The organism is Pseudomonas fluorescens, assembly GCF_001708445.1.
Lineage (GTDB): Bacteria > Pseudomonadota > Gammaproteobacteria > Pseudomonadales > Pseudomonadaceae > Aquipseudomonas > Aquipseudomonas gorinensis.
This window is the reverse complement of sequence record NZ_CP015637.1, coordinates 2,462,973-2,480,752: the sequence shown is the minus strand read 5'-3', so window position 1 is coordinate 2,480,752 and position 17,780 is coordinate 2,462,973. Positions and strand designations below refer to the sequence as shown.

The window sequence follows — 17,780 nt, the reverse complement described above, 5'->3', positions numbered from 1 at the left end:
CCTTCTGGCTTGTTCTTCGGTGCGCTGATGGGTGGACGCAAGTCTACAGGGTAGGCGCAAAAAAATACCCCGGCATCACCGGGCCCGTGGTCTGCTGAAACGATCCACGCGGGCTGGCAGGCCCCTATGCTGACGTATTGGAAAAAATATTCCACTAAAAATAATTATGGAATAAATATTGATTGAGGGCGCTGAACGTTCTAGTCTGCTTCCACCAAGAGCGTTTGCCGTCGCTACGGCGGCACAACGCAGGCTGATAAAAATAACAGGAGCCAGCATGGGCCAGACTCGTTTTGCCAGTGGGCGTCAATTGGATTTGATTTGCCTCGGGCGCCTGGGCGTCGACCTCTATGCACAGCAAGTCGGTGCACGGCTTGAGGACGTGTCCAGTTTCGCCAAATACCTCGGCGGTTCCTCCGCCAATATCGCCTTCGGCACCGCCCGGCTGGGGCTCAAGTCGGCCATGCTCAGCCGGGTGGGCGACGACCATATGGGGCGTTTCCTGGTGGAGTCCCTGGCACGTGAGGGCTGCGACGTCAGCGGCATCAAGGTCGACCCGGAGCGCCTCACCGCGCTGGTGCTGCTCGGCCTCAAGGACCGCGAGACCTTCCCCCTGGTGTTCTACCGTGAAAACTGCGCCGACATGGCCCTGCGCGGCGAAGACATCAACGAAGCCTTTATCGCCTCCAGCAAGGCGTTGCTGATCACCGGCACGCATTTCTCCACCGACGGCGTGTACAAGGCCAGCATCCAGGCCCTGGACTACGCAGCCAAGCACAACGTCCAGCGGGTGCTGGATATCGACTACCGTCCGGTGCTGTGGGGCCTGGCGGGCAAGGCCGATGGCGAGACCCGTTTCGTCGCCGACCAGAAGGTCAGCCAGCATGTGCAGAAAATCCTGCCGCGCTTCGACCTGATCGTCGGTACGGAAGAAGAATTTCTGATCGCCGGTGGCAGTGAAGATCTGCTCACCGCCCTGCGCACCGTGCGCGAACTGACCCCGGCGACCCTGGTGGTCAAGCTCGGCCCCCAGGGTTGCACGGTGATTCACGGTGCGATCCCTGCGCGGCTGGAAGACGGTGCGATCTACCCCGGCGTGCGCGTTGAAGTGCTCAATGTGCTGGGCGCCGGCGATGCCTTTATGTCGGGCTTCCTCAGCGGTTGGCTGAACGACGCCAGCGACGAGCGTTGCAGCCAGTTGGCCAATGCCTGCGGCGGCCTGGTGGTCTCCCGCCACGCCTGCGCCCCGGCCATGCCGACGCCGGCCGAACTGGATTACCTGTTCAACAGCCCGGTACCGATTACCCGCCCGGACCAGGACGCAACCCTGCAACGCCTGCACCGCGTCAGCGTGCCCCGCAAGGCGTGGAAACAGCTGTTCATTTTCGCCTTCGACCACCGCTGGCAGTTGGTCGACCTGGCGCAGCGCGGTGGGCAGGACCTGACGCGCATCAGTGCGATCAAGCAACTGTTTATCCAGGCGGTGGAGCGGGTGGAACACAAGCTGCGCGAGCAGGGCGTGGCGGCCGATGTGGGCCTGCTCGCCGACCAGCGCTTTGGCCAGGACGCGCTCAACGCCGCCAGCGGTCGTGGTTGGTGGATCGCGCGTCCGGTGGAGGTGCAGAACTCGCGGCCCCTGGCGTTCGAGCATGGGCGGTCGATCGGCAGCAACCTGATCGCCTGGCCCCAGGAGCAGATCATCAAGTGCCTGGTGCAATACCACCCCGATGACGAGCCATTGCTGCGCCTGGAACAGGAAGCCCAGCTCAAGGCGGTGTATGAGGCATCCCTGGTCAGCGGTCATGAACTGCTGCTGGAAGTCATCCCGCCCAAGGATCATCCGTCCACCTACCCGGACGTGCTCTACCGCAGCCTCAAGCGCCTGTACAACCTGGGTATCTACCCGGCGTGGTGGAAGATCGAGGCGCAGCCGGCCGAGGATTGGAAAAAGCTCGATGCGCTGATCCAGGAACGCGACCCGTACTGCCGTGGCGTGGTACTGCTGGGCCTGAATGCGTCAGCCGAAAGCCTGGCCGAGGGGTTCCGCAACGCCAGTCAGAGCAGCACCTGCCGTGGGTTTGCCGTGGGCCGTACGATCTTCCAGGAACCGAGTCGTTTGTGGATGGCGGGGGAGATCGATGATGAGACGTTGATTCAGCAGGTCCAGGCGACCTTCGAACAACTCATCGACGCCTGGCGCAGTGCCCGAACCTGATCACCGTTCTCAATGTGCAATGCAATTCCAATGTGGGAGGGGCGGTGCGACGATTCGACTTGCCCCCGATGGCTGAGTGTCAGACAACACTTCTGTAACTGAACTACCGCTATCGGGGGCAAGCCCCCTCCCACAGAAAGCAGATCTCAGTGATACCTGAAAATAATAAAGGTGCAGCCATGCCCGCAATCCGAATTGGCATCAACCCGATCTCCTGGAGCAACGACGACCTGCCGGCCCTGGGCGGTGAAACGCCCCTGAGCACTGCCTTGAGCGAAGGTAAGGAAATCGGCTACGAAGGGTTTGAACTCAACGGCAAATTCCCCAAGGACGCCAAGGGCGTCGGCGACGTATTGCGTCCCTATGACCTGGCGCTGGTCTCCGGCTGGTATTCCAGCCGCCTGGCCCGGCGCTCGGTGGCGGAAGAAATCGAGGCCATCGCCGGCCACGTCGAACTGCTGAAACAAAACGGCGCCACCGTACTGGTGTACGGCGAAGTCGCCGATTCGATCCAGGGCTCACGCATCCGCCTGATTGAACGCCCGCGTTTCCACAGTGAGCAGGCGTGGCAGGACTACGCCGACAAACTCACGGAACTCGCACGCTTCACCCTGTCCCAGGGCGTGCGCCTGGCCTACCACCACCATATGGGCGCCTACGTCGAATCCCCGCAAGACATCGACGAATTGATGCGCCGCACCGGCCCGGAAGTCGGCCTGCTGTTCGATTCGGGCCACTGCTACATGGGCGGCGGCGAACCCCTCGAGGTGCTGCGCAAGCATATCGACCGCGTCTGCCACGTGCATTTCAAGGACGTGCGCAAGCCGGTGGTGCAACTGGCGCGCAACCAGATGTGGAGCTTTCCCGACTGCATCGTCAACGGCACCTTCACCGTGCCCGGCGATGGCGATATTGACTTTGCCGCGCTGCTCGACGTGCTGCTGGCGGCCCGATACGAAGGGTGGCTGGTGGTGGAAGCCGAGCAGGACCCGGCGGTGGCGCCCAGTTATATCTATGCCAAAAAGGGCTACGACACCTTGCGAGCCCTTCTCAGCGAGAGGACCCGGTGATGAGCTTGTTGGTCAAAAGCAGCAAACGCGGCCAAACCATGGTCGCCCTGGAAGCCGGCCGCCTGGAATACGTGGGCTTTGCCGCCTACCGCTTGAGCCTGGGCGAAACCCTGCCTGTCACTGCCGGCGATCAGGAGCTGTGCCTGGTGCTGCTCAGCGGTCGCGTGACGATCCAGGGCGAAGGTTTCAACTGGCAGAACCTCGGGGATCGCCAATCGGTGTTCGAAGACAAATCGCCGTTCGCCGCTTACTTGCCGCCGGGCACCGACGCCCAGGTGACAGCCCTGAGCGACGTGCAAATTGCGGTCTGCGCCGCGCCCGGTGCGGCGGGTTACGAACCTCGCCTGATCCGCCCCGAGCAGTGCAAGCGCAGCGTGCGTGGCAAAGGCGCCAACACCCGCTACGTGTGCGACATCCTGCCGGACAGCGAGCCGGCCCATTCCCTGCTGGTGGTGGAAGTGCGCACGCCGTCCGGGCACTCGTCCAGCTACCCGCCGCACAAGCATGACACCGACGACCTGCCGCACCAAAGCTTTCTCGAAGAGACCTACTACCACCAGGTCAACCCGCCCCAGGGTTTCGTGTTCCAGCGGGTGTACACCGACGACCGCAGCATCGACCAGGCCATGGCCGTGGAAAACAGCGACCTGGTGGTGGTGCCCAAGGGGTATCACCCGGTCAGCGTGCCGTATGGCTACGAGTCCTACTACCTGAACGTGATGGCCGGCCCCAAGCGGGCCTGGCATTTCCATAACGACCCGCAGCACAGCTGGCTGCTGGACCTTTAACCGGTTTTGGACGGAGAACAACAATGAAGTCGCCTCTACGCTTTGCCCTTAACCGTATGGTCGCGCCCAACCTGTCCCTACCGGATTTCATCCAGCTGGCCGTGGCCTTGAAATGCGATGCCATCGAGCTTCGCAACGACCTCAAGGACCGTCAAATCGAATACGGCACCCCGGCCAGCCGCGTGCGCGAAATGTGCGCGGCACAGGGCATCACGGTGCTGTCGATCAACGCGCTGTACCCCTTTGATGTGTGGAACGCCGAACGCCGCGCCCAGGCGATCGAGCTCGCCACCTACGCCCGTGAATGCGGGGCCCAGGGCCTGGTGATGTGCCCGTTCAATGAGCGCGGCGATACCCGCGACGAGGCCCAGCGCGCTGCCGGTCTGCGCACGGCACTGAGCGAACTGGCGCCGATCCTGCGCGAATACGGGATTCTCGGTTTTATCGAGCCGCTGGGTTTCCAGGCGTGTGCCCTGCGCCACAAACGCGTGGCGGTGGACGCGATCCAGTCCATCGGTGGCCTGGATGTGTTCCGCCTGGTGCACGACACCTTCCATCACCACCTGGCCGGCGAGCAGGCGTTTTTCCCCGAACTGACCGGCCTGGTGCATATCTCCGGCGTGGAAGAGGCCGAGGCCCCGCTGAGTTCGATCCGCGACGGCCACCGCGTGCTGGTGGGCGAGGGCGACATTCTCGGCAATGCGGCCCAGATCGACACCTTGCTCAGCACCGGCTACAGCGGCTATCTGTCGTTCGAGCCGTTTGCCGAAAGCGTGCATGCGCTGACGGATATCCAGCAGGCGTTGGGGGCAAGCATCGCCCACCTGCAAAAACGATAAGGGACGCCACATGACCACTACCCGATTGACCATGGCCCAGGCCCTGGTGAAGTTCCTGGACAACCAATACATCGAAGTCGACGGCGTGCAGAGCAAGTTCGTCGCCGGTGTGTTCACCATTTTCGGCCACGGCAACGTGCTCGGCCTGGGCCAGGCCCTGGAGCAGGACAGCGGCGACCTGGTCGTGCACCAGGGCCGTAACGAGCAAGGCATGGCCCACGCCGCTATCGGTTTTGCCAAGCAACACCTGCGCCGCAAGATCTACGCGTGCACCGCCTCCGTCGGCCCAGGCGCGGCGAATATGCTGACCGCCGCCGCGACCGCCACCGCCAACCGTATCCCGTTGCTGCTGTTGCCCGGTGATGTCTACGCCAGCCGCCAGCCCGACCCGGTGTTGCAACAGATCGAGCAGTTCCACGACCTGAGCATCAGCACCAACGATGCGTTTCGCTCCGTGAGCAAATACTGGGACCGCATCAACCGCCCTGAGCAGTTGATGACCGCGGCGATTCATGCCATGCGCGTGCTGACCGACCCGGCCGAGACCGGCGCGGTGACCCTGGCATTGCCGCAGGATGTGCAGGCTGAAGCCTGGGACTACCCCGACTACTTCCTGCAAAAACGTGTGCACCGTATCGACCGCCGCCCGGCCACCGTCGCGATGATCGGCGATGCGTTGGCGGCTTTCCGGGGCAAGCGCAAACCGCTGATCATCTGCGGTGGCGGCGTGAAGTACTCCGGCGCGAATGCCGCGCTGCAAGCCTTTGCCGAGCGTTTTGACATTCCGTTCGCCGAAACCCAGGCGGGCAAGAGTGCGGTGGTGTCCAGCCACCCGCTTAACGTTGGCGGTATCGGCGAAACCGGCTGCCTGGCGGCCAACCTGCTGGCGCCCGAGGCTGATCTGATCATCGGTATCGGTACGCGCTATACCGACTTCACGACCTCGTCGAAATCGCTGTTCAAGCATGCCGAGGTGACGTTTCTCAACCTCAATATCAGCCCCTGCGACGCGGTGAAACTCGACGGCGTGCAAGTGCTGGGCGATGCCAAAGTCGCCCTGGAAGCGCTGGCCGATGCCCTCGGCGACTACCGCGCCGGCTGGGGCGAGCAGGTCCGCGAGGCCAAGGCCCGGTTGGCGGCGGAAGTCGACCGCGTGCATTCGGTGGAATACCAGGGCGATGCCTTCGTGCCTGAGGTCGATGACCACCTGGACCGCGCCGTGCTGCGTGAATTTATCGAACTGACCGGCTCGTGCCTGACCCAAAGCCGAGTGCTCGGCGTACTCAACGAGCGCCTGGCTGACGACGCGATCATCGTCGCCGCGGCCGGCAGCCTGCCCGGCGATTTGCAGCGGGCCTGGCGCAGCAAGGGGGTCAACACCTACCACGTCGAGTACGGCTATTCGTGCATGGGCTATGAGATCAATGCCGCCCTTGGCGTGAAACTCGCCGAGCCGGCCAAGGAGGTCTACGCCCTGGTCGGCGATGGCTCCTACATGATGCTGCACTCGGAGCTGGCCACCTCGATCCAGGAGCGGCGCAAGATCAATGTGGTGCTGCTCGACAACATGGCCTTCGGCTGCATCAACAACCTGCAAATCGGCAATGGCATGGACAGCTTCGGCACCGAGTTCCGCTTCCGCAACCCCGAGAGCGGCAAGCTCGACGGCGGCCTGGTACCGGTGGACTTCGCCATGAGCGCGGCGGCCTATGGCTGCAAGACCTACAAGGTCAGCACGGTGGAACAGCTGGAAGCCGCCCTGGCCGACGCGCGCAAGCAGACGGTCTCGACCCTGATCGATATCAAGGTGCTGCCCAAGACCATGGTTCACGGCTACCTGTCGTGGTGGCGGGTCGGCGTGGCGCAGGTGTCTACCAGCGAGCGCACCAACGCCGCCGCGAAAAAACTCAATGAACACCTGGCCAAGGCCCGGCAGTACTAATAACAAGAGGAGTGTTTGTATGTCTTTGAAGCTAGGTGTAATCGGTACCGGCGCCATCGGCCGCGACCATATTCGTCGTTGCAGCCAGACCCTGCTCAACAGCCAGGTGGTAGCGGTGACCGACATCAACCTTGAGCAGGCCGCCAAGGTGGTGGCCGATTTGAAGCTGGACGCCGAGGTGTATGCCGATGGTCACGCACTGATTCATTCGCCTGAAGTTCAAGCCGTTCTCGTGACCTCCTGGGGCCCGAGCCACGAAGAGTTCGTGCTCGCCGCCATCGCCGCCGGCAAACCGGTGTTCTGCGAAAAACCCCTGGCGGTCACCGCCGAAGGTTGCCGCAAGATCGTCGAGGCCGAAGTGGCCTGCGGCAAGCGTCTGGTGCAAGTGGGCTTCATGCGCCCGTATGACGAAGGCTATCGCGCCCTCAAGGCGGTGATCGACAGTGGCCAGATCGGTGAACCGTTGATGCTGCACTGCGCTCACCGCAACCCGACGGTGGGTGAGAACTACAAGACCGACATGGCGATCACCGATACCTTGATCCATGAGCTGGATGTGCTGCGTTGGCTGCTCGACGACGATTATGTTTCCGTGCAAGTGGTGTTCCCGCGCAAGACCAGTAAAGCCTTGGCCCACCTGCGCGACCCGCAGATCGTGTTGTTGGAAACCGCCAAGGGCACGCGCATCGACGTCGAAGTGTTTGTGAACTGCCAGTACGGCTACGACATCCAGTGCGAAGTGGTGGGGGAGACTGGCATCGCCAAGCTGCCGGAACCGTCCCAGGTGCAATTGCGCAGTGGCGCCAAACTGTCCAATGCGATTCTGATGGATTGGAAAGACCGGTTTATCGGCGCTTATGACGTGGAATTGCAGGCCTTCATTGATAGCGTGCTGGCGGGGCACGTCGGCGGGCCGTCGGCGTGGGATGGCTTTGCGGCTGCGGTGGCGGCGGATGCGTGTATCGAAGCGCAGGGCAGTGGGCAGATCGTCAAGGTCAGCCTGCCGGATCGCCCACGCTTCTACGGCTAGTACTCGGTCAATGTGGGAGGTGTAGGAGCGAGTTTGCTCGCGAAGAACGTCAACGATAACGCGTGTTTCCTGAATGAACGCGGCGCCTGTGAGTTTTTCGCGAGCAAGCTCGCTCCTACAAAAAAGCCTTAATGACTGGCATTAGGGCAAGCCCCTCCCACCGTTGATTGGGTTTCCAATTCAACTCAGGAGTTGATCATGCGAATCGGACTAGTCGGCTACGGCCACGGCGGACGCTTCTTTCATGCGCCGCTGATTGCAACGTTGCCAGGCGCCACGTTTGTCGGCGTGGTGACGCGTTCACCCGAGCGCCGCCAGCAATTGAGCACTGATCTTCCGGGGGTCAAGGCCTTTGACAGCATCGGCCAGATCGTCGAAGCCGGTGTCGACGCCCTGGTGATTTCCACCACCCTCAAGGGCCGTCCGGCCCTGGTGCTGGAAGCCATCGAGCATGGCGTGGCGGTGGTCAGCGACAAGCCCTTCGCCGCCAACGCCGAGCAGGCCCAGGCGCTGATCACCGCCGCCGAACGCCAGGGCGTGTTACTCAGCGTCTACCAGAACCGGCGCTGGGACTCGGACTACCTGACCCTGCGCAAACTGATCGACGCCGGTGCGCTGGGTACCATCACCCGCTTCGAGTCCCGTGTGGAGCGCTACAGCCCGCAAGCGGTGGGCAATGCCAGCGGTGGCGGCTGGTTGCGCGACCTGGGTAGCCACCTGGTGGACCAGGCACTGCAACTGTTCGGCCCGGTGGATCGGGTATTCGCACAGTTGCAGTTCACCCCGCAACATCCCACCCTCGACCATGGCTTCTTCGTTTCCCTGACCCACGCCAACGGGGTGATTTCCCACTTATGGGGCAGCGCCCTGCAAAATAGCCAGGCGCCGCGCTTTCGCGTCAGTGGCACCTTGGGTTGCTACACCGTCGATGGTTTGGATGGCCAGGAAGAGGCGCTGATGGCCGGTAAGTCGCCGAAAACCGAAGGCGAGCACTGGGGCGCTGAGGAGCATCGGCGCTGGGGGTGGTTCGAACAGGGGCCGGAGCGCGAGCGGGTACCGTCGGAGAAGGGCTGCTGGACCCAGTTCTATCGGCAGTTGCAAGCCGCCGTGCAAGGCCGGGGACCGCTGCCGGTGGACGCCTATGACGCACTGGAAACCACCCGGCTACTGGATGCCGCACGCCTCAGTGCCGAGCGCCAGCAGGTGGTTTCAACAAAAATGGAATAAAATTCTAAAACAGGTTGATATGGAAATTATTTTCTAATAAAGTCTTTTCCAGGTTGCAGAAAGTACGTTCGGACTCGATTCGGGCGACTCAACAAAAACAAGATCAAAAACAACCAGGTACCGTCAGATGAAAATCTTCAGCGCTGTACTGCGAGTTTTACGCCCCGTCCTTGCGCCACGCGGCCTGCCCCGCGCCCGGCCATTCTACTTCTCCTTCCTTAATGTGCTGTGCGTCGAAAACAAAGGCGCCCTGGTCTGCTGTATTCCCGGGGCCTCGATTGTGCGACTGCCCTCGAATTCGCTCTGATAAACGCAACGTCCACAAAACCAACAAGAAATTGGAGACAGACCGTTCATGAAGACCCCGATCCGTTTTACCGCGCTGGCCCTGTCCATGATGCTGGCCAGCGGTTTTGCCACGGCTGCCGATCTCAAGGTGGGTGTGAGCATGTCCGCATTCGATGACACCTTCCTGACCTACCTGCGCGAAGACATGGACAAGCAAGCCAAGTCCTATCCCAAGGGCGATGGCGTGCAACTGCAATTCGAAGACGCTCGCGCCGACGTGGTCAAGCAACTGAGCCAGGTCGAGAACTTCATCAGCCAGAACGTCGACGCCATTATCGTTAACCCGGTCGACACCGCGTCGACCGCCAACATCATCAAGGCCGCCACCGCCGCGAAGATTCCGCTGGTGTTCGTCAACCGTCGTCCGGACCAGAAAGACCTGCCCAAGGACGTCGTCGCCGTCACCTCCGATGATGTCGAGGCCGGTAAGCTGCAAATGCAGTACATCGCCGAAAAGCTCGGTGGCAAGGGCAAGATCGTGATCCTGCTGGGTGACCTGGCGAACAACTCCACCACCAACCGCACCAAGGGTGTGAAGGAAGTGCTGGCCAAGTACCCGGGGATCAAGATCGAACAGGAGCAGACCGGCATCTGGCTGCGTGACAAGGGCATGACCCTGGTCAACGACTGGCTGACCCAGGGCCGCGAATTCAATGCCGTGCTGGCCAACAATGATGAGATGGCCATCGGTGCGTCCATGGCCCTGAAGTCGGCCGGTAAGGAAAAGGGCAGTGTGCTGATCGCGGGTGTCGACGGCACGCCGGACGGCTTGAGCGCGATCACCAAGGGCGACATGACCGTATCGGCGTTCCAGGATGCCAAGGGCCAGGCGGTGGGTTCGGTGGAAGCGGCGCGCAAGATGGCCAAGCACGAGCCGGTGGAGCAGAACGTGGTGATCCCTTTCCAGTTGATCACCCCGGACAACGTCAAAGACTTCAAGTAGCCCTGACATAACAACAATAAGCCGGCAGGGCGGTTACGGCCGCCCTGCAGATGGAGTACCCCTTATGCTCGCTCAAGCCACTGTCTCGCAGTCTCCGGGTATCCAGCCCCTGCCGCTGGACGAACCCTACCTGCTGGAAATCGTCAACATCAGCAAAGGCTTTCCCGGCGTCGTGGCCCTGGCCGATGTGCAATTGCGTGTACGCCCCGGGTCGGTGCTGGCGTTGATGGGCGAGAACGGCGCGGGCAAGTCGACGCTGATGAAAATCATCGCCGGTATCTACCAGCCCGACAGCGGGGAAATCCGCCTGCGGGGCCAGCCGATTGTGTTCGAGACACCGTTGGCCGCGCAGAAGGCCGGGATCGCGATGATCCACCAGGAACTCAACCTGATGCCCCATATGAGCATCGCCGAGAATATCTGGATCGGCCGTGAGCAGCTCAACAGCCTGCACATGGTCAACCACCGCGAAATGCACCGCTGCACCGCCGAATTGCTGGCGCGCCTGCGTATTAATCTGGACCCCGAGGAACACGTCGGCAACCTGAGCATCGCTGAGCGGCAGATGGTGGAGATTGCCAAGGCGGTGTCCTATGACTCCGACATCCTGATCATGGACGAACCGACGTCGGCGATTACCGAGAAGGAAGTCGAGCACCTGTTTTCGATCATTGCCGACCTCAAGTCCCAGGGCAAAGGCATTGTCTATATCACCCACAAGATGAACGAAGTGTTCGCCATCGCCGACGAGGTGGCGGTGTTCCGCGACGGTCACTATATCGGCCTGCAGCGGGCCGACAGCATGAACAGCGACAGCCTGATCTCGATGATGGTCGGCCGTGAACTCAGCCAGTTGTTCCCGGTGCGCGAAGCGCCGATCGGCGAGCTGCTGCTGTCGGTGCGCGACTTGAGCCTGGACGGTGTGTTCAAGGATGTGTCGTTCGACCTGCATGCCGGCGAGATCCTCGGCATCGCCGGGTTGATGGGCTCGGGCCGCACCAATGTGGCGGAAACCCTTTTCGGGATCACCCCAAGCTCCAGCGGCCAGATCACCCTGGATGGCCAGCCGGTGCGTATCACCGACCCGCACATGGCCATCGAGAAAGGCTTTGCCCTGTTGACCGAGGACCGCAAGCTCAGCGGCCTGTTCCCGTGCCTGTCGGTGCTGGAAAACATGGAGATGGCGGTGCTGCCGCTGTATTCGGGCAATGGGTTTATCCAGCAGAAAGCCTTGCGCGCGTTGTGCGAAGACATGTGCAAGAAGCTGCGGGTGAAGACCCCGTCCCTGGAACAGTGCATCGACACCCTGTCGGGCGGCAACCAGCAAAAGGCACTGCTGGCACGCTGGCTGATGACCAACCCTCGGTTGTTGATCCTTGATGAGCCGACCCGCGGTATCGATGTGGGGGCCAAGGCCGAGATTTACCGTCTGATTTCCTTTCTCGCCAGTGAAGGCATGGCCGTGATCATGATCTCCTCGGAGCTGCCCGAAGTGCTCGGCATGAGCGACCGGGTCATGGTGATGCACGAGGGTGAACTGATGGGCACCCTGGACCGTGCGGACGCGACCCAGGAAAAAGTCATGCATCTGGCTTCCGGTTTGCCGGTGGTCCACTGACGAACAGCCGCGCGGGCCTGCGGTTGGTCCGCGCCATAGAATAAGAAGGTGATTGGCTATGAACGCAATAACAGATAACAAGCCTGCCACGGCACCGGTCAAGCACCGTCGACGTTTGCCAACCGAACTGAGCATCTTCCTGGTGCTGATCGGTATCGGCCTGGTGTTTGAGCTGTTCGGCTGGATCGTGCGCGACCAGAGCTTCCTGATGAACTCCCAGCGCCTGGTGCTGATGATTCTGCAGGTATCGATCATCGGCCTGCTGGCCATCGGTGTGACCCAGGTGATCATCACCACCGGCATCGACCTGTCTTCCGGCTCGGTGCTCGCATTATCGGCGATGATCGCCGCCAGCCTGGCACAGACTTCCGATTTTTCCCGGGCGGTGTTTCCGTCCCTGACCGACCTGCCGGTCTGGATCCCGGTGGCGATGGGCCTCGGGGTGGGGCTGCTGGCGGGGGCGATCAACGGCAGCATTATTGCCGTCACCGGTATCCCGCCGTTTATCGCCACCCTGGGCATGATGGTCTCGGCCCGTGGCCTGGCGCGTTACTACACCGAAGGCCAGCCAGTGAGCATGCTTTCGGACTCCTACACGGCCATCGGCCATGGCGCGATGCCGGTGATCATCTTCCTGGTCGTGGCGGTGATTTTCCATATCGCCCTGCGCTACACCAAGTACGGCAAGTACACCTATGCCATCGGCGGCAATATGCAGGCGGCGCGTACCTCGGGGATCAACGTCAAGCGTCACTTGATCATCGTCTACAGCATTGCCGGGTTGCTGGCGGGCCTGGCCGGCGTGGTCGCTTCGGCGCGTGCGGCCACCGGCCAGGCCGGCATGGGGATGTCGTATGAGCTGGACGCGATTGCCGCTGCGGTGATCGGCGGCACGAGCCTGGCCGGCGGCGTAGGGCGCATTACCGGCACCGTGATCGGCGCGCTGATCCTTGGGGTGATGGCCAGCGGGTTTACTTTCGTCGGGGTGGATGCTTACATCCAGGACATCATCAAGGGCCTGATCATCGTGGTCGCGGTGGTGATCGACCAATACCGCAACAAGCGCAAGCTTAAGCGCTAAATGAACGTGCGACTGTTGAGCACTGAATGCAGGAGGGGGGAAGCCCTCTCCCACATTTTATGATTAACAGTCTGTTTCAACCGTTTGTCTTCTATATAGCTCCACAACATTGAATTTCTTGCTATAAACACACTCCGATGACCCGTTCACCAAGCCCGTCCTGGTGCCTTTGGGGGTTGTCCCGGAAAAAATGCCTGTCTTTTCAGTTGCTGAGCCCTCAAGTCGGCCTTAGACTGCCGCCCCTCGTAAATTGAGTGCCGGGTGGCGCTTGAAATGGACGGCGCCTTTCCGAGACTTGCACAGGTCGACCGGAACGCTCCCTTATTCGCCTTAATGCACGTATTTTTTATAGAGAAATCAATGACAAAGGAAAAGTTGCTGGCCATGCCGGCGGATGACTACATGAATGCCGAACAGCACGCTTTTTTCGAGAAGTTGCTGCAGGACATGAAAGTCGAACACCACGAGCGCATTGAACAGAACCGTATCGCCATTGAAAGCCTGGACACCCCGGCGGACCCGGCTGACGCCGCTTCCGTCGAGGAAGAGCGCACTTGGCTGGTGAACGCCATCGACCGCGACCAGCGCATGCTGCCGCAACTGGAGCGCGCACTGGAACGCATCAAGGAAGATTCCTTTGGCTGGTGTGATGACAGCGGCGAGCCTATCGGCCTCAAGCGCCTGCTGATCAGCCCGACCACCAAATACTGCATCGAAGCGCAAGAGCGCCACGAGCAGATCGACAAGCACCAGCGCCAAGCCTGATGCATTGAAGCCGGGGACCGCGACTGCGGTGCCCCGGGGAAATACCGTTACGCCCCCGTCTATTGATCTGCTGCAAGCTACCCCACTAAAGGCCCATGGATAATGGCTGGATAGTGGCGTTTAATGCAGGGACAACAATGACAAACAGCGGGGTGACGAAGATGGCTGGAGACGGATCTCTGATGGGCGCAGCAGTGCCTCCGCAAGCGGTGGTGCGCGGGCTGCCCGGCTGGTTGACGCCGCTTCTGCAGAGCACCGCCCTGGTGCTGGTACTGCTGGGCCTTGCGTTCGCCAGCCTGCCGATATACCTGTGCGTGCCACTGGCCTTGCTGGTGATCTGGCTGCCACGCCTGAAAAAACCTGCCCTTAGCCTTTCGTCGTCCGACGCCGCCGATGCCATCGGTGACCTGACGCGCGATCTTTCCTATACCACCAGCCATAACGCGTTGTCCGCTGCCGGCGTGGCCTATTCGGTCAAGCAATTGGCCGCTCGCGTGCAATCACAATTGAGTGCCGCCAAGCAGATCGTCAGCAACGCCGAAGTGATGATTGATACTGAAAAAGTCACTTCCCAGCTCAGCCGCCAAGCCCTGGGCGCGGCCAGTCAGGCCCATCAGCGCAGCACGGAGGGGCGTGAGGTCCTGACTCAGTCGATCACACGCATGCGCCAACTCAGCCAGCGCGCCAATGCCAGCCGCGAGCTGATCGAAGCGCTGAGCCAGCGCAGCGAGGAAATCCAGCGTGTGACCCTGGTGATCCAATCCATCGCCAGCCAGACCAACCTGCTGGCGTTGAATGCGGCCATTGAGGCGGCGCGGGCCGGTGAGCATGGCCGCGGGTTTGCCGTGGTCGCCGACGAAGTGCGCGGCCTGGCCGGCCGTACTGCCACGGCCACCGATGAAGTCGGGCTGATGGTTGCGGATATCCAGCAACGTACGACACAGGTGGTGGAGCAGATTCGCCAACTGTCGGTGGACTTGCACACCGGCGTCGAACAGGTGGAACACGCAGGCGAGCAGTTGGAGAGCATCGCCAGCCTGGCGGCGGACGTGGAAGGGCAGGTCAATGAAATCGCCCAGGGCACCGACACCAACCGCGCACAATTGGACAGCCTGTTCCATGCGGTGGAACAGATGCGCAGCGACCTGGACGTGAGCGACCAGCAAACCCGTGAATTGGCCGGCGCCGCCGTGCAGATGGAAGGGCAGGCCGAAACCATCAGCGAACGCCTGGCCGCCGTCGGGCTGGATGACTATCACCAGCGTGTTTATGACCTGGCGCGCGAGGGTGCGAGCCGGATTGCCGAGCAGTTCGAGGCGGATGTGCTGCAAAACCGCATCACCCTGGACGACTTGTTCGACCGCAGCTACACGCTGATCCCCAACACCAGCCCCAGCAAATACCACACGCGGTTCGACGGTTACACCGACCAGGTCCTGCCGGCGATCCAGGAAGCATTGCTGCCGCGTCATGAAGGCTTGGTGTTTGCGATCGCCTGCACCCAACAAGGTTATGTGCCAACCCACAACAAGGCGTTTTCTCAGGCCTTGACGGGCGATGCCCAGGTCGATGCGGTGCAGAACCGCACCAAGCGCAAGTTCGATGACCGTACCGGAATTCGCTGCGGCAGCCATCAGCAAGCGGTGCTGCTCCAGACCTACACCCGCGATACCGGCGAGCTGATGCACGACCTGTCGGTGCCGATCATGGTCCGGGGCCGGCATTGGGGCGGTTTGCGCCTGGGCTACAAGCCGGAAGGCACCAAGGCCGCGCGCTAGGGATTATTGCGGTTTATGCAAGGAAGCTGTTCCGAAGATGGCTTTTTCCAACGGGAGGAAAACCGTAGCATGGGCAATATTGTTAGCCAGCTAACTAATGTTGCGGAGAAGCTTCATGCAAAACAAAGTCGATGTGGCCGTGATGATTGGCAGTGGCGTGCCGCCAAGCCTGCGTGCGCTGGGCCAGAATGCGTGTTGGGTGGTGCTGGTCAACGGTGAGCCGCGTGGCACCGCCTTCGCCAGCCGGGATGAAGCGCAAGCGTGCAGGGCTGCCTGGCAAGCGTTGTTGCGCCTGGAACAATCAGGCAGCCTGCATTGAGGGAGGTTATTGCGACTGATGCAGGCGCTGGTTCAGTTCATCCACCGCGATCGCCCATTCGGCGTCTTCGCGCAGCTCTTCCTTGAGAAACTGTGCCTGCCGGTCCGACCAGAAAGGCGCATCGATGAGTTTCACGCCCGCGGGCAAAGGATGCCCGGCGATGAATTCGTCAATGCCTTCCGGGGTTGAATCCAGGCCCAGTTGTGCAAATAGGGTTTCCAGCGTAGGTATCGGCGCGTCCATATCGTTCTCCGTGCAGGTTTTTCAGGTGGGGTATGCATCGGAGGCTTGGGGCGCGGTAGAGTTCGATCGGATTGTCAGGAGGTCAGTGCCCCGCAATCGACGGCGGTCTTGAGGGCCTTGGCGGCTTCCTTGGCCGCGATCGCGGCAGTGTCGAGTGTCTTGAACCAGCGGTCTTTTTCGACTTGGTGCGTTGTAACGGTGGTCAAGGGCGGCTTGGCGCGCATCACGATAACTGCTTGAAACTCCCCGTCTACTTCCCTGGCATCGCCATGAATAAAAAATTCGCCAATATCAAATTCCGTCACGTATAGCCTTCCCTTCAAGGTAACTGCACTGATGAAACCTGACCCGCGGGGGGCAAACTTCAATGGACGGGCCAGTATGGCAGTTGTTGAAGGGCGGTGGCGCAGTAAAGTCATCCAGGTGACGAAACGATTCCGCCGTGCAGGGCGTGCAGGGCGCTCTCCAATTGCTTGGCCAATTCGCAGGCCTGGTTGTGGTCGCTGCGAAATCCTCGGATCCTGCCACTGGTGACTTCGAGGATATGAAAGAAATTCCTGCCGGCCGGAACAACTTGGTAAAGAACCGAATTCGAGTACCCGTTGGAGCTGTGCAAGCAGTAGTATTGGCGCTCGTCGTGACATGATGAACGAGTGCGGGAAGACGTAGCGTCGTGTTGTTGTCGTAGCATGGTCAGCTCCTGTCGATCTATCTTGTGGACTCACCACCAGCGTTTCGGGTGGTTTTGACCCGTGTTGCTGTTTTAGTATTGTCGCCAGTGGCCGCTGCCTGGTTCCATGCCAAGGTGTGTGTGTTTGTATGAGTTGTCGGAAACTGCGTTTTTAATGGGGTTATTTTCTGAAGCTGGTCGGCACGTATTCTCGTGTCGTTGAACCTGTGATTTCCTGTGACGCCTGATGACCTTGCAAGAGGTCCATCGTGCACGCCTGTACTAGTCTTACGGCGCAGCAGCGGGATTTTCTTCAGTTTTTTTCAAAGAATGTGTTGTGTGATCGTGCCGTTACGGCCGTTTTTTCGTGCTGCCCGCTCTGGCGGACGGTGCTTTTTTCGATGTGGGGGCGTTTCCTTGGCAGTCAGTAATCTGGATATGCACGCGTTATTCGTGCTGGGTGATTTGCGCGCAAAGTTGGTCAAGCAGTTTCAATCCCGTTTCGTCTACATCACTGAGCAGACGCCGGAAGGTATCTATATCGCCGAGATCGATACCGAAACCGCACTGGTGGTGGATGATAAACCGCGTTTGGAACTCAAGGTCGGTGACCATTTCCGCGCCGCGGTATTACCCAGTCGCGAAGGCGGCAAGTTTGAATTGAAGTTCCGCGATATCAAGTTGACGGTGTATGGCCTGGGTGATTACGCCTTTGTGTCCTGCGCCGAGGGTCAGGGCATTGTCTTCAAGGAAGGCCACAGCGTGATGCTGGTATTTGCCGCCCATGAGCAACTGCAGGAGGGCCTGACCAAGACCCTGAAGGCCGTGACCGGCAAGGCCGCCAAATGGCGCAAGGGTGAGCTGGTGACCTTCAAGGCCAGTGAGTAATCGGTCAATACCACGA

General features: G+C 60.9%; 17 protein-coding genes. 15 read left to right on the top strand and 2 right to left on the bottom strand.

Annotated elements, in window-relative coordinates; all coding sequences use genetic code 11:
- The first annotated feature begins 277 nt into the window (after positions 1–277).
- The 14 genes from A7317_RS11190 (at position 278) to A7317_RS11130 (ending at position 15,963) form a co-directional block, all read left to right on the top strand.
- Entirely contained in the window at positions 278–2,215 is a 1,938-nt protein-coding gene (locus A7317_RS11190) for a bifunctional 5-dehydro-2-deoxygluconokinase/5-dehydro-2-deoxyphosphogluconate aldolase (protein WP_069075811.1), read from the top strand.
- A 179-nt stretch (positions 2,216–2,394) separates the two neighbouring features.
- Positions 2,395–3,285 carry a myo-inosose-2 dehydratase gene (gene iolE / locus A7317_RS11185; RefSeq protein ID WP_069075810.1) on the top strand — a complete coding sequence of 297 codons (891 nt, stop codon included), beginning with the start codon at positions 2,395–2,397 and terminating at the stop codon, positions 3,283–3,285.
- Entirely contained in the window at positions 3,285–4,073 is a 789-nt protein-coding gene (gene iolB, locus A7317_RS11180) for a 5-deoxy-glucuronate isomerase (RefSeq protein ID WP_024076025.1), read from the top strand. Before iolE ends, iolB begins: the two co-directional genes overlap by 1 nt.
- A 23-nt stretch (positions 4,074–4,096) precedes the next feature.
- Positions 4,097–4,912 (top strand): TIM barrel protein, encoded by an 816-nt coding sequence (locus A7317_RS11175; protein WP_024076024.1) that lies wholly within the window; start codon positions 4,097–4,099, stop codon positions 4,910–4,912.
- A gap of 10 nt (positions 4,913–4,922) precedes the next feature.
- Positions 4,923–6,854 carry a 3D-(3,5/4)-trihydroxycyclohexane-1,2-dione acylhydrolase (decyclizing) gene (gene iolD / locus A7317_RS11170; protein WP_069075809.1) on the top strand — a complete coding sequence of 644 codons (1,932 nt, stop codon included), beginning with the start codon at positions 4,923–4,925 and terminating at the stop codon, positions 6,852–6,854.
- A 19-nt stretch (positions 6,855–6,873) separates the two neighbouring features.
- Positions 6,874–7,884, top strand: a complete 1,011-nt coding sequence (locus A7317_RS11165; protein ID WP_069075808.1) for a Gfo/Idh/MocA family protein — start codon at positions 6,874–6,876, stop codon at positions 7,882–7,884.
- Between the two features lie 198 nt (positions 7,885–8,082).
- Positions 8,083–9,111 (top strand): Gfo/Idh/MocA family oxidoreductase, encoded by a 1,029-nt coding sequence (locus A7317_RS11160; RefSeq protein WP_069075807.1) that lies wholly within the window; start codon positions 8,083–8,085, stop codon positions 9,109–9,111.
- Between the two features lie 127 nt (positions 9,112–9,238).
- On the top strand, positions 9,239–9,418 hold the full coding sequence (locus tag A7317_RS31030) for a hypothetical protein (RefSeq protein ID WP_081329184.1): 180 nt from the start codon (positions 9,239–9,241) through the stop codon (positions 9,416–9,418).
- Positions 9,419–9,466: 48 nt separating this feature from the next.
- Entirely contained in the window at positions 9,467–10,402 is a 936-nt protein-coding gene (locus A7317_RS11155; RefSeq protein WP_024076020.1) for a sugar ABC transporter substrate-binding protein, read from the top strand.
- Between the two features lie 64 nt (positions 10,403–10,466).
- Entirely contained in the window at positions 10,467–12,020 is a 1,554-nt protein-coding gene (locus tag A7317_RS11150; protein WP_069075806.1) for a sugar ABC transporter ATP-binding protein, read from the top strand.
- A gap of 58 nt (positions 12,021–12,078) precedes the next feature.
- Positions 12,079–13,101, top strand: a complete 1,023-nt coding sequence (locus A7317_RS11145; protein ID WP_024076018.1) for an ABC transporter permease — start codon at positions 12,079–12,081, stop codon at positions 13,099–13,101.
- Between the two features lie 360 nt (positions 13,102–13,461).
- Positions 13,462–13,866 (top strand): TraR/DksA family transcriptional regulator, encoded by a 405-nt coding sequence (locus tag A7317_RS11140; protein WP_003191666.1) that lies wholly within the window; start codon positions 13,462–13,464, stop codon positions 13,864–13,866.
- A gap of 95 nt (positions 13,867–13,961) precedes the next feature.
- Entirely contained in the window at positions 13,962–15,644 is a 1,683-nt protein-coding gene (locus A7317_RS11135) for a methyl-accepting chemotaxis protein (RefSeq protein WP_370531076.1), read from the top strand.
- Positions 15,645–15,759: 115 nt separating this feature from the next.
- Complete coding sequence (locus A7317_RS11130; protein ID WP_024076016.1) at positions 15,760–15,963, top strand: hypothetical protein; 204 nt, start codon at positions 15,760–15,762, stop codon at positions 15,961–15,963.
- 6 nt (positions 15,964–15,969) lie between these two features.
- On the opposite strand, the gene A7317_RS11125 is transcribed toward A7317_RS11130, so the two are convergent.
- A complete protein-coding gene (locus A7317_RS11125) occupies positions 15,970–16,206 on the bottom strand; it encodes a DUF2789 domain-containing protein (protein WP_024076015.1) in 237 nt (78 codons plus the stop codon).
- 74 nt (positions 16,207–16,280) lie between these two features.
- Positions 16,281–16,511, bottom strand: coding sequence for a hypothetical protein (locus A7317_RS11120; protein ID WP_069075805.1), 231 nt, complete (start codon positions 16,509–16,511; stop codon positions 16,281–16,283).
- Positions 16,512–17,314: 803 nt separating this feature from the next.
- On the opposite strand from A7317_RS11120, the gene A7317_RS11115 reads away from it, so the two are divergent.
- Entirely contained in the window at positions 17,315–17,764 is a 450-nt protein-coding gene (locus A7317_RS11115) for a hypothetical protein (RefSeq protein WP_051448895.1), read from the top strand.
- The last annotated feature ends 16 nt before the right edge of the window (positions 17,765–17,780 follow it).

Bases quoted from the DNA above. Each gene is read 5' to 3' on its own strand.
- A7317_RS11190 (WP_069075811.1), top strand. From the start codon at position 278: ATGGGCCAGACTCGTTTTGCCAGTGGGCGTCAATTGGATTTGATTTGC.
- iolE (WP_069075810.1), top strand. From the start codon at position 2,395: ATGCCCGCAATCCGAATTGGCATCAACCCGATCTCCTGGAGCAACGAC.
- iolB (WP_024076025.1), top strand. From the start codon at position 3,285: ATGAGCTTGTTGGTCAAAAGCAGCAAACGCGGCCAAACCATGGTCGCC.
- A7317_RS11175 (WP_024076024.1), top strand. From the start codon at position 4,097: ATGAAGTCGCCTCTACGCTTTGCCCTTAACCGTATGGTCGCGCCCAAC.
- iolD (WP_069075809.1), top strand. From the start codon at position 4,923: ATGACCACTACCCGATTGACCATGGCCCAGGCCCTGGTGAAGTTCCTG.
- A7317_RS11165 (WP_069075808.1), top strand. From the start codon at position 6,874: ATGTCTTTGAAGCTAGGTGTAATCGGTACCGGCGCCATCGGCCGCGAC.
- A7317_RS11160 (WP_069075807.1), top strand. From the start codon at position 8,083: ATGCGAATCGGACTAGTCGGCTACGGCCACGGCGGACGCTTCTTTCAT.
- A7317_RS31030 (WP_081329184.1), top strand. From the start codon at position 9,239: ATGAAAATCTTCAGCGCTGTACTGCGAGTTTTACGCCCCGTCCTTGCG.
- A7317_RS11155 (WP_024076020.1), top strand. From the start codon at position 9,467: ATGAAGACCCCGATCCGTTTTACCGCGCTGGCCCTGTCCATGATGCTG.
- A7317_RS11150 (WP_069075806.1), top strand. From the start codon at position 10,467: ATGCTCGCTCAAGCCACTGTCTCGCAGTCTCCGGGTATCCAGCCCCTG.
- A7317_RS11145 (WP_024076018.1), top strand. From the start codon at position 12,079: ATGAACGCAATAACAGATAACAAGCCTGCCACGGCACCGGTCAAGCAC.
- A7317_RS11140 (WP_003191666.1), top strand. From the start codon at position 13,462: ATGACAAAGGAAAAGTTGCTGGCCATGCCGGCGGATGACTACATGAAT.
- A7317_RS11135 (WP_370531076.1), top strand. From the start codon at position 13,962: ATGGATAATGGCTGGATAGTGGCGTTTAATGCAGGGACAACAATGACA.
- A7317_RS11130 (WP_024076016.1), top strand. From the start codon at position 15,760: ATGCAAAACAAAGTCGATGTGGCCGTGATGATTGGCAGTGGCGTGCCG.
- A7317_RS11125 (WP_024076015.1), bottom strand. From the start codon at position 16,206: ATGGACGCGCCGATACCTACGCTGGAAACCCTATTTGCACAACTGGGC.
- A7317_RS11115 (WP_051448895.1), top strand. From the start codon at position 17,315: ATGCACGCGTTATTCGTGCTGGGTGATTTGCGCGCAAAGTTGGTCAAG.